This window comes from Blastococcus saxobsidens (assembly GCF_002938435.1).
GTDB lineage: Bacteria > Actinomycetota > Actinomycetes > Mycobacteriales > Geodermatophilaceae > Blastococcus > Blastococcus saxobsidens.
Window position 1 is genome coordinate 47,109 of record NZ_POQT01000011.1, and the last position, 13,875, is coordinate 60,983.

At 72.6% G+C, this 13,875-nt stretch carries 13 protein-coding genes; 7 read left to right on the forward strand and 6 right to left on the reverse strand.

Features of this window, described 5'->3' with window-relative positions:
• The first annotated feature begins 85 nt into the window (after window positions 1-85).
• The 4 genes from C5507_RS09090 to C5507_RS09105 all read left to right on the forward strand — a co-directional run bounded on the left by C5507_RS09090 (window position 86) and on the right by C5507_RS09105 (window position 3,003).
• A complete protein-coding gene (locus tag C5507_RS09090) occupies window positions 86-1,759 on the forward strand; it encodes a nitrite/sulfite reductase (protein WP_104528199.1) in 1,674 nt (557 codons plus the stop codon).
• The gene (locus C5507_RS09095) at window positions 1,756-1,920 is read left to right on the forward strand and encodes an Insertion element protein (RefSeq protein ID WP_104528200.1); all 165 of its coding nucleotides are present in this window, start codon (window positions 1,756-1,758) and stop codon (window positions 1,918-1,920) included. Before C5507_RS09090 ends, C5507_RS09095 begins: the two co-directional genes overlap by 4 nt.
• Window positions 1,917-2,627: a phosphoadenylyl-sulfate reductase gene (locus C5507_RS09100; protein WP_104528201.1), complete on the forward strand. Its 711-nt coding sequence runs from the start codon at window positions 1,917-1,919 to the stop codon at window positions 2,625-2,627. Before C5507_RS09095 ends, C5507_RS09100 begins: the two co-directional genes overlap by 4 nt.
• 85 nt (window positions 2,628-2,712) lie before the next feature.
• Complete coding sequence (locus C5507_RS09105; protein ID WP_104528202.1) at window positions 2,713-3,003, forward strand: 4a-hydroxytetrahydrobiopterin dehydratase; 291 nt, start codon at window positions 2,713-2,715, stop codon at window positions 3,001-3,003.
• Window positions 3,004-3,060: 57 nt separating this feature from the next.
• Here C5507_RS09105 and C5507_RS09110 read toward each other — a convergent pair whose 3' ends face one another.
• The 3 genes from C5507_RS09110 to C5507_RS09120 all read right to left on the reverse strand — a co-directional run bounded on the left by C5507_RS09110 (window position 3,061) and on the right by C5507_RS09120 (window position 6,649).
• On the reverse strand, window positions 3,061-5,295 hold the full coding sequence (locus C5507_RS09110; protein WP_104528203.1) for a PhoX family protein: 2,235 nt from the start codon (window positions 5,293-5,295) through the stop codon (window positions 3,061-3,063).
• A 110-nt stretch (window positions 5,296-5,405) separates the two neighbouring features.
• On the reverse strand, window positions 5,406-5,795 hold the full coding sequence (locus tag C5507_RS09115; RefSeq protein ID WP_104528204.1) for a DUF3037 domain-containing protein: 390 nt from the start codon (window positions 5,793-5,795) through the stop codon (window positions 5,406-5,408).
• Entirely contained in the window at window positions 5,792-6,649 is an 858-nt protein-coding gene (locus C5507_RS09120) for a HipA family kinase (RefSeq protein ID WP_104528205.1), read from the reverse strand. Before C5507_RS09120 ends, C5507_RS09115 begins: the two co-directional genes overlap by 4 nt.
• A 154-nt stretch (window positions 6,650-6,803) precedes the next feature.
• Between C5507_RS09120 and C5507_RS09125 the strand changes: the two genes are divergently transcribed.
• On the forward strand, window positions 6,804-8,366 hold the full coding sequence (locus C5507_RS09125) for a putative bifunctional diguanylate cyclase/phosphodiesterase (protein ID WP_130504332.1): 1,563 nt from the start codon (window positions 6,804-6,806) through the stop codon (window positions 8,364-8,366).
• A gap of 26 nt (window positions 8,367-8,392) precedes the next feature.
• Complete coding sequence (locus tag C5507_RS09130) at window positions 8,393-8,950, forward strand: DUF1990 domain-containing protein (RefSeq protein WP_104528207.1); 558 nt, start codon at window positions 8,393-8,395, stop codon at window positions 8,948-8,950.
• On the opposite strand, the gene C5507_RS09135 is transcribed toward C5507_RS09130, so the two are convergent.
• The 3 genes from C5507_RS09135 to C5507_RS09145 are packed head-to-tail and all read right to left on the reverse strand — an operon-like array spanning window position 8,935 to window position 11,497.
• Entirely contained in the window at window positions 8,935-9,672 is a 738-nt protein-coding gene (locus C5507_RS09135; RefSeq protein ID WP_130504331.1) for a hypothetical protein, read from the reverse strand. The two genes, C5507_RS09130 and C5507_RS09135, sit on opposite strands and share 16 nt — an antisense overlap.
• Before the next feature lie 8 nt (window positions 9,673-9,680).
• Window positions 9,681-10,583, reverse strand: coding sequence for an ABC transporter ATP-binding protein (locus C5507_RS09140; protein WP_104528209.1), 903 nt, complete (start codon window positions 10,581-10,583; stop codon window positions 9,681-9,683).
• A 47-nt stretch (window positions 10,584-10,630) separates the two neighbouring features.
• The gene (locus C5507_RS09145) at window positions 10,631-11,497 is read right to left on the reverse strand and encodes a formate/nitrite transporter family protein (RefSeq protein ID WP_242611346.1); all 867 of its coding nucleotides are present in this window, start codon (window positions 11,495-11,497) and stop codon (window positions 10,631-10,633) included.
• Between the two features lie 199 nt (window positions 11,498-11,696).
• On the opposite strand from C5507_RS09145, the gene C5507_RS09150 reads away from it, so the two are divergent.
• Complete coding sequence (locus C5507_RS09150; RefSeq protein WP_104528211.1) at window positions 11,697-13,820, forward strand: catalase; 2,124 nt, start codon at window positions 11,697-11,699, stop codon at window positions 13,818-13,820.
• Window positions 13,821-13,875 lie beyond the last annotated feature (55 nt).

Here is a 13,875-nt window from a genome sequence, read left to right on the forward strand (position 1 = left end):
CTCCCGCTACGCCCCGATCCAGCAGCGCCCCCGTCCTCCGGCCCGGCTGCCGGACGGGCGGCGAGCGCAGGAAGAAGTACGCCACGTGAGCACCCCCACCCGCACCAGCAACCGGCCGCAGCGCGGTCAGGGCCAGTGGGCGCTGGGCTACCGCGAGCCGCTCAACCCCAACGAGCGGATGAAGAAGGACTCCGACGGGCTCGAGGTCCGGCAGCGGATCCTCGACATCTACTCGAAGACCGGCTTCGACGGCATCGACCCGGGCGACCTGCGGGGCCGCATGCGCTGGATGGGTCTCTACACCCAGCGGGCGCAGGGCATCCCCGGCGGCAAGACCGCCGTGCTGGAGCCCGAAGAGCTCGAGGACTCCTACTTCATGATGCGCGCCCGGATCGACGGCGGGCAGCTGACCAGCGATGCGCTGCGGGTCCTCGGCGGCATCAGCACCGAGTTCGGCCGGGACGTCGCCGACGTCACCGACCGGCAGAACGTCCAGTACCACTGGATCCGCATCGAGGACGTGCCCGAGATCTGGCGCCGGCTGGAGTCGGTGGGCCTGTCCACGATGGAGGCCTGCGGTGACGTGCCGCGGGTCATGCTCGGCTGCCCGCTGGCCGGCATCCTCGAGGACGAGGTGATCGACGCCACCGACGTCATCGCCGACACCGTCGCCAAGTACGTGGGCAGCCCCGAGTTCTCCAACCTGCCGCGCAAGTGGAAGACGTCGATGTCCGGCTGCGTCGACCACTGCACCGAGCCCGAGATCGACGACGTCTCCTTCGTCGGCGTGGTGAACGAGGCCGGCGAGGCCGGCTACGACCTGTGGGTCGGCGGCGGCCTGTCGACCAACCCGATGTTCGCCCAGCGCATCGGCGTCTTCGTCCGGCCCGACCAGGTCACCGACGTCTGGGCCGCCTGCACCGCCGTCTTCCGCGACTACGGCTACCGCCGGCAGCGCAACCGGGCCCGGATCAAGTTCCTCATGGCCGACTGGGGTCCGGAGAAGTTCCGGCAGGTGCTCCAGGACGAGTACCTGGAGGAGCAGCTGCCCGACGGTCCCGCCCCCGCCCCGGCCAAGCACGACCAGCGCGACCACGTCGGCGTCAGCCGGCAGAAGGACGGCCGCAACGCCGTCGGCTTCGCGCTGCGCACCGGCCGGATCAGCGGCTCGCTGCTCACCACGATCGCCGACCTCGCCGACGAGTACGGCCAGGGCCGCATCCGGACGACGACGCAGCAGAAGCTGGTCATCCTGGACGTGCCGGACGAGAAGGTGGAGGCGCTGGTCACCGCTCTCGCCGAGCACGACCTGCAGGTGCGGCCCAGCGCCTTCCGCCGCGGCACCATGGCCTGCACCGGCCTGGAGTTCTGCAAGCTGGCGATCGTGGAGACCAAGCAGCACGCGCAGGATCTCTACGCCGAGCTGGAGCGGCGGCTGCCGGACTTCGACACCCCGATCGGGATCAACGTCAACGGCTGCCCGAACAGCTGCGCCCGGTTCCAGACCGCCGACATCGGGTTCAAGGGCTCGATGGTCAAGGACGACAGCGGCGAGATGGTCGAGGGCTTCCAGGTGCACCTGGGCGGGCACCTCGGCGTGGAGGCGACCTTCGGCCGCAAGTTCCGCGGCCACAAGGTGACCAAGGCCGAGTCCGCCGACTACTGCGAGCGGGTGCTGCGCGGCTTCCAGGAGCGGCGGACGCCCGGTGAGTCCTTCGCCCACTACGTCTCGAGGGCCGAGGAGGACTGGCTGCTGTGACCGAGGAGCCGACGTCGGGAAGGACCCGGCAGCTGCCGGTGTTCCACTGCCCGTACTGCGGCGACGAGGACCTCACGCCGCACGAGGACGAGGGTTGGCGCTGCGGCGCCTGCCTGCGTGCGTTCTCGGTCCGCCTGATCGCGACGGGAGTCCAGGAATGACGACGGCCATCTCGCCGACGCCGGAGCTCGCTGCCGACGCCGACGCCCGCTTCGAGGGCATCGCCGACCCGGTGGAGCAGGCCCTGGCCGTGCTGCGCTGGGCCGGGGAGATTTTCGGCGACCAGTTCGCCATCACCTCCTCCATGGCCGACGGGCTGCTGTCGCACCTGGCCTCCCGGGCGGTCCCCGGCGTCAACGTGGTCTTCCTCGACACCGGCTACCACTTCGCCGAGACCATCGGCACCCGCGACTGGATCAGCAGCGTGCTGCCGATCACCCTGCACAACGTCACCCCACCGCAGACCGTGGCGGAGCAGGACCTCTCCTTCGGGCCGGAGCTGCACGACCGCGACCCCGATCTGTGCTGCGAGCTGCGCAAGGTCAAGCCGCTGGCCCAGGCCCTGGCCGGTTTCGCGGCCTGGGGTTCCGGGGTGCGCCGGGACGAGTCGCCGACCCGGGCGGGCACGAAGCTGGTCGACTGGGACGCCAAGCGCGGCATGGTGAAGGTCAACCCGATGGCGGCCTGGACCCAGGACGTCGTCGACGCCTACGTCGCCGAGCACCGGATCCCGGTGAACCCGCTGTTCGAGCTGGGCTACGGCTCCATCGGCTGCGCGCCGTGCACCCGCCCGGTCGCCCCGGGCGAGGACCCGCGCGCCGGGCGCTGGGCGGGGTCGAACAAGACCGAGTGCGGCCTCCACACCTGACGAAGGACCTCGTCCCTCCCCCACCCTTCGCGAGCTCAGGGCGGGCCCCTGGGACAAGACCGTTCCAACACGTCACCATGGGCTCGTGCCTCGCCCACCGCGACTCTCCCCTGACGAGCTCTCCGCCGCGATGCACGGCCTGCCGCTGTGGTCGGGCGACGGGGACGGCATCCGCCGCACCGTCGAACTGCCGAGCTTCCGGGACGCCGTCGCCGCGATCGGGGCGATCGCCGACGTCGCCGAGGAGATGGACCACCACCCCGACGTGGACCTCCGCTACCGGACGCTGCACCTGACCCTGGTCAGCCACTCCGCCGGCGGCGTCAGCGAGCTGGACCTCGAGCTCGCCCGCCGGATCGACGCGCTCCTGCCATGAACGCACGACGGCGCCGGCCCCGGTCGGGGCCGGCGCCGTCGTGTGACGAGCCGTCGATCAGCGACCGAGCCGTCCGCCGTCGCTGCGATAGACCAGCGCGACGCTCGGCCGCGGGAAGCCCCCCGAGCGCTGCTTGTCCGGCCACGTGCTGGACGGGTTCTCGCGAGTGGAGCCCTCGGTCTCCCCCGGGTGCTGGACCGCGACGAAGACTGCCTTGTGGTCCGGCGTGATCAGCGGGCCGCTGCACTCGGCCCCGACGGGCACGGTCAGGAAGGCCTTGACGTGACCGCGCTCCGGGCCCTCGGTCGGGACGGCGAAGAGCCCGTCGTTGGCCCCAGCGATCGTCCCCTCCTCGCGGTTCACCGTCGACAGGACGTTGCCGTCGGTGGAGATCCAGAGGTTGCCTGCCGGATCGAACTCGAGGTTGTCCGGGCAGGAGATCGGGCTGACCTTGGACTTGTCGTACCCGGCGAAGTAGGTGCCGGGGTACCCCGGGTCGCCGCACACGATGAAGATGTTCCACTCGAACGTCGTACCGGCGTCGCCGGCGGTCTCCCGCCACTCGATGACGTGCCCGTTGCGGTTTCCGGGCCGCGTCGTGTATGCCCCCGGCGCGGTGTCGGAGGCGGGGGTGAAGGCGTAGGACCGGGTGAGCGGGTTGGCCTCGTCCGCGCCCGGGCGGCCGTTGGCACCCGTACGGTTGGAGTTGTTGGTCAGGGCCGCATAGACCCGGCCGTTGACCGGGTTGACCTGGATGTCCTCCGGCCGGTCCATCTTCGTCGGCACCTTCGACGCGTCGACGACGACGGGGGCCGCCGGGTCGGGGAAGTCCCCCTGTGCGTCGAGCTGCTTGCCCAGCCGGTCGGCCGCCAGGCGGGTGTAGGTGAGCACCCACGCGACGTCCTTGCCGGGGATCTGCGACTCGCCGTCCAGCACCAGCGGGATCCATTCACCGGTGCCGTCGAACTGGCCGTCGGAAGGCAGGTTCCCGCTGCCGTCGATCTCCTCCTTCGGCGAGTCGCCGTCGAAGCGGGCGACGTAGAGGTCCCCCTCCTCGAGCAGCGTCAGGTTGTGCGCGCGCGCGGCGGCGTCGTCGCCCGGCCGGTAGCTCTTCTTCGAGACGAACTTGTAGATGTAGTCGAAGCGCTCGTCGTCGCCGGAGTAGGCGACGACCCGGCCGTCCTCGGCGATGCGCACGTTGGCGCCCTCGTGCTTGAACCGGCCCATCGCGGTGCGCTTCATGGGAACGGAGTTCGGGTCGTAGGGGTCGAGCTCGACCACCCAACCGAACCGGTTGACCTCGTTCGGCTCCTGGGAGAGGTCGAAGCGGCTGTCCACCTCGTCCCAGCGGCGGCCGGGCGGCTCGTTGCGGTTGATCCCGTAGCGGCTGTAGACCGGCTGCTTGGGGTCCTCCGCGACGGGGGTCGTGGCCCCGAAGTACTGGTTGAAGTTCTCCTCGCCGTGCAGCGTGGTGCCCCACGGGGTCATGCCGCCGGCGCAGTTGTTCAGCGTGCCCAGGACGGTGCTGCCCGCCGGGTCGGCGCTGGTGCGCACGTACTCGGTGCCGGCGACCGGGCCGGTGAGCGCCATCGGCGTGTAGGCGGTGATCCGGCGGTTGCGCGGGCGGCCCGGCAGCGCCTTCCACTTGCCGCCGATGCCCTGCCGCTGCACCTCGACGACCGAGATGCCGTGCGCCATGAGGGCGATCCGCTTCTGCAGGTCGGTGGTGGGCGCGTCCTCGCTCTCCACCCCCGCGAACATGAGCTGCTCGTCGGTGTACTCGTGGTTGACCACCATCAGGGCCCGGCGGTACTCCGGGTCGAGAGGCAGGAGCCCGATGTAGTCGCAGTTGTAGCCGAACTGCATGGCCTGCGCCTCGGGCGTCTGCCGGTCGATGTCGAAGGCGGGGGCGCCGGCCACGACCGGGTCGCCCCATCGCATGACCACCTTCGAGCCGTAGCCGAAGGGGACGACGAGCTCGTCGAGCGTGTTCTGCTCCACGGGCCGGAAGGTCAGCGACCTGCCGTCGTCCTTCGGCGCGGCCGCGGCGACGCCTACCGGCCCGGCCGCGAGGACGATCGCGCCGATACCGGCCGCCTTGAAGACCGATCGCCGGCTGATCGCCGTCTCTACGACGTCGGCGAAGGTGGGGTTGTCCGTCTGGTTCGGCACGGGCGCGTCGCAGGCGTTGCCGCACTTGTAGTAGCAGGTGACGTGGCTGCGGTTGCCGTGACGCACGCTCGACAGCAACGGCAGGAGCGCGCGGGCACGAGGCTTGCGGATGTCGGTCATCGGTCCCTCTGGTCGCGAGGCGGTGGGGGCCTATGCACCCAAACCGACCGCCGCCACCACCCGGTGGACATCCGGTGAACGGAGGATGTCCTCCGGCCACCGTTTTGCGGTCAGGTCCCGACGGGGAGCACCAGCAGGCGCAGCAGCCGGTCGGCCTCGGCGTCGGGGTCCGCGGTCAGCCCGGTGTGCACCGGCCCCGGCTGGACGACCGTGCTGCGGGGTGCGGTCAGCCAGCGGAAGCGCGAGCCCAGGGCCTCGCGTCCGGCGGCGCCGGCGCCTGGCTCCGCGGCGCAGACGTCGGTGGCCGCCTGCAGTGCCCTGGCGATGGCCGACGCGTCGGCGGTCGGGTCCAGGGCGTGCAGCCGGTCGGCGTCGAGGTGCACCCGCGAGCCGAGGTAGTCGCGCTGCCGGCAGTAGACGAGGACCCCCGCGTTGAGCGACTCCCCCCGTTCGATGCGCGGGACGACGCGCAGCACGGCGTACTCGAACGTGTCCCTCATCGCTGGCTGATCCCTTCCGGCGGCGGTGGCCCGAGCCAGCCGGGGCGGTTCTCCCCCACGCGCGGGCGCCGGCGGCCCGCGCCTCCTGCCGCCGCGGCGGCGACCAGGCCCGGCAACCAGGCGTCGCGGGCCGCCAGCCGCGCCAGCAGCTGCCCCGCGTAGCGGTCGCGGACGACGTGCGCCGGGTCCTCCGGCGTCTCGCCCTCCAGCCACTCGTCGGGCACCTGCGCCAGAACGTCCTCCAGCAGCGGCCGGGTGACCCGCCCCGCCAGGGCGGCGTTCGCCGCCGGCACGTCCGGAGCGCACTCGATCAGGGCGTGCGCCGACGCGTCGTAGGGACGGGTGACCGCGGCCTCGGCGCCCGGCCAGTGGTGGTGGAAGGTCAGCGCGGCGCCGTGGTCGATGAGCTGCAGGCGGCCGTGCCAGAACAGCATGTTGGGGTTGCGCCAGGAACGGTCGACGTTGCCCACCAGCGCGTCGAACCACAGCACCCGGCCGGCGGTCTCCGGGTCCACCCCGTCCGCACCGGCCTCGAAGTCCAGCGCCCCGGGCAGGTAGTCCAGGCCGAGATTGCGCCCGGCGGAGCGCTGCAGCAGTTCCTGCACCTCGTGGTCGGGCTCCCCCACCGCGAGCTCCGGGGCGACGTCGACGGTGACGAGCGCGGGCACCGGCAGACCCAGGGCACGGGCCAGCTCGCCGCAGACGATCTCGGCGACCAGCACCTTCACGCCCTGGCCCGCGGCGCGCCACTTCACCACGTACGTGCCCAGGTCGTCTGCCTCCATGAGCCCAGGCAGCGAGCCACCCTCGCGCAGCGGGGTGACGTAGCGGGTGGCGGTGACGGCGGGCAGCACAGTGCGGTCAACCTACGCCCGCGGTCCGCCGGACGGCCCCCGTGCCGGGGCAGGTCGCCCCCCGGCAGGGGGACAGCGGCTCCGACATGCTCAAGGCGAGACCCACGGCCGCCGATTCCGCGGGGAGAGGACGGCCCTGATCTGGGAGGTGCGCGTGGACCGGACCGCCGCCACCGCCGGCATTTCCGCACTCCGGGCCCGCGTGCTGCGCGACGTCGCCGTCGTCGTGCTGATGACCGCAGCCTTCACCGTGGCGAGCGTGACCTGGGACTGGTCCGACCTGCTCGGGGGCCCTGCCGACGACGTGGTGCTCGTGCTCGCCTTCTCGCACCTGCTGATGATGGTCTTCGGCAAGCGCCGGTCCGACGAGCTCAAGGCCGAGGTGGAGTCCCGCCGGGCCGTCGAGCGCGCGCTCAGGCACCGCGCCCGGCACGACTCCCTGACCGGTCTGCTGAACCGGTCGGCCATGGTCGAGGAGGTGACGGCAGCCGTGGCGGACACGGCCTCCGGCGGGCCGGGGACCGCCGTGGTGCTCATCGACCTCGACCGCTTCAAGGAGGTCAACGACACCCTGGGCCACCACGTCGGCGACATCCTCCTGCGCTCGGTGGCGCTCCGCCTCGCCGACGAGCTCCGCGACGGCACCCTGCTGGCCCGCCTGGGGGGCGACGAGTTCGTCCTCCTGGTGCGCGACTGCGACCCCGAGGAGGCCGAGCAGGTGGCCGGACGGGCGCTGCGCGCCATCCGCCGTCCCTTCGCCGTCGAGGGGCTGGTGCTGGAGGTCGACGGCAGCTGCGGGATCGCCGTGTCCGGGTCCGATGCCGCGGAGATGCTCCGGCACGCCGACGTCGCGATGTACGCGGCCAAGGCCGACCACCTGGGGGTGGCGGTCTACCGGCCCTCCCTCGACACCGACGCGCCCGGCCAGCTGACCCTCTTCGGCGACCTGCGCCGGGCCATCCGGGACGGCGGGCTGGTGGTCCACTACCAGCCCCGCGTCGCACTCCCCGGCGGACGGGTCCTCGGCGTCGAGGCGCTGGTCCGCTGGCAGCACCCGGACCGGGGGCTCGTGCCGCCCGCCCAGTTCATCCCGCTGGCCGAGCAGACCGGCCTGATCCAACCGCTGACCGAGGTGGTGCTGGAGCAGGCGCTGGCCGCCTGCCGGCGGTGGCGCGACCGGGGCCTGCAGCTGACCGTGAGCGTCAACCTGTCGGCACGCAGCCTGCTGGACGGCGGGCTCCCCCACCGGATCGGCGAGCTGCTCGGCCGGCACGGGCTGACGGCGGACTGCCTCGAGCTCGAGATCACCGAGAGCGCAGCCATGAAGGACCCCGTCCGCGCCCTCGAGGTGCTGCACCGGCTGCGCGATCTCGGCCTGGAGCTGTCCGTCGACGACTACGGCACCGGGCACGCCTCGCTGGCGTACCTGACCCGCCTCCCGGTGAGCACGCTGAAGATCGACCGCTCCTTCGTCCAGACCATGGAGCTGGACGCCAGCGACCGGACCATCGTGCGGTCGACCATCGACCTCGCGCACAGCCTGGGCCTGCACGTGGTGGCCGAGGGCGTCGAGACGCGCGCGACCTGGGACGAGCTCGGGATGCTGGGCTGCGACGCCGCCCAGGGTTACTGGCTGGCCCGGCCGCTGCCGGAGACGGACCTGCCCGCGTGCGTGGCCGAGCTGCAGCAGCGGCTCGTCGCGTCCCGGCCGGCCTGACAGCTCCGGCGGGGCACACTGCCCCCGTGGGCCTGTTCCGGACGACCGATCCCGCCGCTCTCACCGACCTCCCGTTCAGCTATGCGGAGGTGGGTGCCACCGGCGACGACCTGCTGCCGACCGGCTACCGCCTCGCCGAGCACTCCGCGGTGGTGGGCGCGGGACAGGAGGCCCTCGAACGGGCCGCCGCGGCCGTCTTCGACTGGCGGGCCCAGCGCGGCGCCGGTCTGCGCATCCGCGCCACCGGTCCGGCCAGCGCGCCGGGCACCGTCGTCGTCCTCACCGCCGGACTGCCCCGGCTCGGCTACGACATCCCCTGCCGCGTGGTCTGGGCCAGCACCGAGGGCCCGGAGCGGGGGTTCTCCTACGGCACGCTGCCCGGCCATCCGGAGAGCGGCGAGGAACGGTTCACCGTGCGCCTCACCGACGACGGCGACGTCGTCTACACGATCCGGGTCTTCTTCCGGCTGGCCTCCCCGGCCGCCCGGCTGGCCGGTCCGTTCAGCCTCGTGCTGCAGCGGGCGGCCACCGCCCGCTACGTGTCGGCGATCCGCCGCGCCACCGCAGGTCAGACGTCCCGGTGAGCCAGCAGCACGGCGCCGAGGACCCAGGTGGCCACCGCCCAGGAGCCGAGCACGAGCAGCCCCAGCTGCCAGGTCGTCTGGACGGCGAGGAACGCGTCCTCCCCCACCCGGAGCGCCGGCACGAACCGCCCGATCCGCTCGCCGGCCGAGGTCTCGGAGATGGCGAGCAGCGGGTGGAGCAGGAACAGCACGCCGAAGGACACGCCCAGCGCGCCCGCCGACGAGCGCAGCAGCGCGCCCAGCCCGAGGGCGAGCACGCCGGTCAGCGTCGCGGCAGCGACCTGCACCCCCAGCTGGCGGACGACGCCCGGGTCGGTGAGCGGGATGCCGCCCTCGACGTAGGTGAGCCGGCCGGCGGCGAACCAGCAGAACAGCGCGAGCGACGACGACAGCAGCACGCACCAGACGGCGACGACGACGGTCTTGGCCAGCAGCAGCCTCCCCCGCCGCGGCACCGACGTGAACGAGGCCAGCACCATGCCCGTGCGGAACTCGCCGGTGACGGCGAGGACGGCGAACACGACCAGGACGATCTGCCCGAAGCCGAACCCGGTGAGCGCGGAGCCGACCGCGAGGTCGGGCTGCGGGGCGGACTGGGTGATCGCGGCACCGAACCACCCGCCGGCGCCGACCACCAGCAGGTACAGGGCGGTGCACCACCACGTCGAGCGCAGCGACCGCAGCTTGGTCCACTCGCTGGCGACCAGAGAGCGGAACGGCACCCCCCGGGTCACCGGGGCGCCGCCCGGTACTCGACGTCGTCGCCGGTGAGCTCCAGGTAGGCCGCCTCGAGCGACGCGGTGATCCGGGCCAGCTCGTGGACCCGCGCACCGGTGGCGAAGGCGATGTCGCCGATGGCCGCGGCGTCGAGCCCCTCGACCTTGAGGGCGCCGTCGATCTCCAGCTCGACGTGTCCGCCCGCCCGCTGCAGCGCGGAGGCCAGCAGCGGCGCCTGCGGGCTGCGCACCCGGACGGCGGCGTGCGCACCCAGCAGGTCGGCCATCGGGAGGTCGGCGAGCAGCCGGCCACGGCCGAGCACCACCAGGTGGTCGGCGGTGTCCTCCATCTCGCTCATCAGGTGGCTGGAGACCAGCACCGTGCGGCCCTCGTCGGCGAGCACCCGGAGCAGCCCGCGGACCCAGCGGATGCCCTCGGGCTCCAGCCCGTTGACCGGCTCGTCGAGCAGCAGGACGTCCGGGTCGCCGAGCAGGGCCGCCGCGATGCCCAGCCGCTGCCCCATGCCGAGGGAGAAGCCGCCCACCCGGTCGTCGGCGACCGACTCCAGCCCGACCAGCTCGATGACCTCGTCGACGCGCGCCCGCGGCAGGGCGTTGCTCTGCGCCAGGGCCAGCAGGTGCGAGCGGGCGGTCCGCCCGGGGTGGCGGGCGCGGGGGTCGATGAGGGCGCCGACGCGGCGCATCGGGCGGGCCAGCTCGCGGTAGGGGTGGCCGAGCACCGTCGCCGTCCCCGCGGTGGGCCGGGTGAGGCCGAGGACGCACCGCATCGTCGTCGTCTTGCCCGAACCGTTGGGCCCCAGGAAGCCGGTCACCCGGCCGGGCTCGATCGTGACCGTCAGCGCGTCGACCGCGACGCGGGAGCGGTACCGCTTCGTCAGGGAGCGCAGCTCGATCACGGGGCAAGCATGGCGAACGCGCCGCGGCGCACACCGCAGGCGCGCGCCTAGTGACCGTCGGCGACAGCCGCCCGTTCCCGCTCGATGAGCTCCTTGCTGCGCACCAGCCGCAGCAGCGTGACCACCAGCAGCCCGCCGGCCATGTTGAGCAGCACCGTGTACCAGAACCAGGCGATCCAGTCGCCGTAGCCGATCGGCCCGCCGGCGTGGATGCCGGCGAAGATGATCAGCGAGTCCAGGACCGAGTGGAACAGCACGAGGCCGGCGAGCACGAACGCTCCGGCCACGGCGGCGACGATCTTGCCGCCCTCGCTCTCCGCACCCTGCTGCATGCGGGTCATCAGCGTGATGGAGCTGCCGGCCAGGAAGGCCAGGGCCATCGACTGCAGGTTCAGCGGGGCGTCGACGAACTCGGTGGCCGATTCCACCGCCGTCGCGCCGAGCTCGGGCAGCGCGACCACCACGACCCACATGACCAGCCAGCCGCCGACCAGGTTGGCCACCAGGGTGCCGCTCCACAGCCGGGCCAGCTGGCCGATCCGGGCACGGCCGGCGACCACGGCCGTCACCGGCAGGAGGAAGCCCTCGGTGAACAGCTCGCTGCGGGCCAGCAGGAGGGCGATGAAGCCGACGCTGAAGGCCAGGCCGGCCAGCAGGTGGCTGCCCGTCTCGGCGTACACGGCCAGCAGCGCGAGCACGCCCACGCCGACCTCGAAGCCGCCGGCCAGACCGGTGGTGAGCACCTCGCGCCAGGTGCGGTGCAGCCGCTGGGCCCCCTCGTCGACGACGCGGTCGAAGGCCTGCACCACCTCGTCCTCGACGGGGGCGTCGCTGCTGCCGAGCTCCTCGCGTGCGCTCTGCTCGTCCGCGGCGTCCTGCGGGCTCCGCTCGTCACGGGCATGGTCCAGTGCCACGGGGCCTCCTCCGGCTCCGGACGCCGACGCCACGGCTCGGCGGCGTGTCCGCATGGCGGGCTACCCGCGCGGATGCGGCCCACACCGACTGCCCCGTCACCGGCCGGCGCCTCCCGCCCTGCGGAAGGCGCCGTTTCCCCGATGCGACGGCCCGGGTAGCCGCCCGGAGATCGAAGCAGCCCGATGATCAGGAGAACCCGTGCCCCCCACGCGCAAGCCGAACACGTCCGCCCCCAGGACCGTCAGCCCCACCGGCGTCGGCTACGACGGACCCGAGGACGGCCGCGACCCGCGGGCCCAGGCCGGCGACACGCTGACCACCCCGAACGGTGTCCGCGTCGCCGACACCGACCACTCGCTCAAGGCGGGGCCCCGCGGCCCGGTGCTGCTGGAGGACTTCCACCTCCGCGAGAAGATCATGCACTTCGACCACGAGCGCATCCCGGAGCGCGTCGTGCACGCCCGGGGCGCCGGCGCGCACGGCGTCTTCACCGCCTACGGCACGGCGTCCAAGGTCACGCGCGCCGCGGTGCTGGCCGAGAAGGGCCTGCAGACGCCGGTCTTCGTGCGGTTCTCCACCGTGCTGGGCTCGCGCGGCTCGGCCGACACGGTGCGCGACACCCGCGGGTTCGCGACGAAGTTCTACACGAAGGAAGGCACCTGGGACCTGGTCGGCAACAACATGCCGATCTTCTTCATCCAGGACGCGATCAAGTTCCCGGACATCATCCACGCGGGCAAGCCGCACCCGGATCACGAGATCCCCCAGGCGCAGTCGGCCCACGACACGTTCTGGGACTTCGTCACGCTCCACACCGAGGCCACCCACCACACGATCTGGAACATGAGCGACCGGGGCATCCCGCGCAGCTACCGGACGATGGAGGGCTTCGGCGTCCACACCTTCAGGCTGGTCAACGCCGAGCGCGAGACCGTCCTGGTGAAGTTCCACTGGAAGCCGAAGCTCGGCGTGCACTCCCTCACCTGGGAGGAGGCGCAGATCGCCGGCGGCGTCGACCCGGACTTCCACCGTCGCGACCTCTACGAGTCGATCGAGGCCGGCGCCTTCCCGGAGTGGGAGCTCGGCATCCAGGTCTTCCCCGACACCCCCGAGGAGACGTTCGAGGGGATCGACCTGCTCGACCCGACCAAGATCGTGCCGGAGGAGCTCGCCCCGGTGCAGCCCATCGGCCGGCTGGTCCTGAACGCCAACCCGACCAACTTCTTCGCCGAGACCGAGCAGGTCGCCTTCCACACCGGTCACCTGGTGCCGGGCATCGAGGGCACCAACGACCCGTTGCTCCAGGGCCGCAACTTCTCCTACCTGGACACCCAGCTCTCCCGGCTGGGCGGGCCGAACTTTACCCAGATCCCGATCAACCGCCCGCACGCGCCGGTGAACGACAACACCCGCGACGGCTTCCACCAGCACGCCGTCCACCAGGGGCAGGCGCCGTACACGCCGAACTCGGTCGACGGCGGCAGCCCCTTCCCGGCCGACTGGTCGGAGGGCGGGTACGTGCACGTGCCGCGCGTGGTCAGCGGCCAGGTGGCCCGCACCGCACCGGCGTCCTTCGACGACCACTACTCGCAGCCGGCGCTGTTCTACAAGAGCCTGACCACCATCGAGCAGCAGCACGTGGTCGACGCCTACACCTTCGAGCTCGGCAAGTGCTTCGAGCAGCCGATCAAGGAGCGCGCGCTCACCGTCCTGGCCCGCATCCACGCGGACCTGTGCTCGCAGGTGGCCGCCGGGCTCGGGCTCCCGGTGCCGAAGAAGATCAAGGCGGAGAAGGTGCGGGGTGAATCTCCGGCCCTGCGCCAGATCAAGCCCACGCCCTTCCCGATCGACGGCCGGATCATCGGCGTCGTCGCCGGGCCGGAGGCCGACCTCAGGGGCATCGCGAAGCTGCGGGCGGCGCTCGAGGCCGAGGGCGCCCAGGTCAAGGTCGTCGCCCCGCACGGCGGGCAGCTGGTCAGCGGCAAGGACGTCGAGATCGTCGAGCGGACCTTCGCCACCGGCCGGTCCATCGAGTTCGACGCGATCGTCGTCGCCGACGGCGCACCGAAGGACGGTGACTTCCGCGCCCTGGTGATGCTGCAGGAGGCGTTCCGCCACCTGAAGGGCATCGGGGCCTGGGGCGACGGCGTCGAGGTGCTGCGCGCCGCCGGCATCGACCCGAAGGCCCCGGGCGTGATCACCGGCAGGAAGGCGAACGCCGCGATGGCCGCCGAGACCGTCGCAGCCCTGGGCATGCACCGCGCCTGGGACCGCACCCCGCTGGTTCGCTCGTCGATGGTGCCGCCGACCGTCCGCGCCTGACCCACTGCGCGCGAGAGCGCCGGTCCTGCGCGTGCGGGACCGGCGCTCTCGTGCG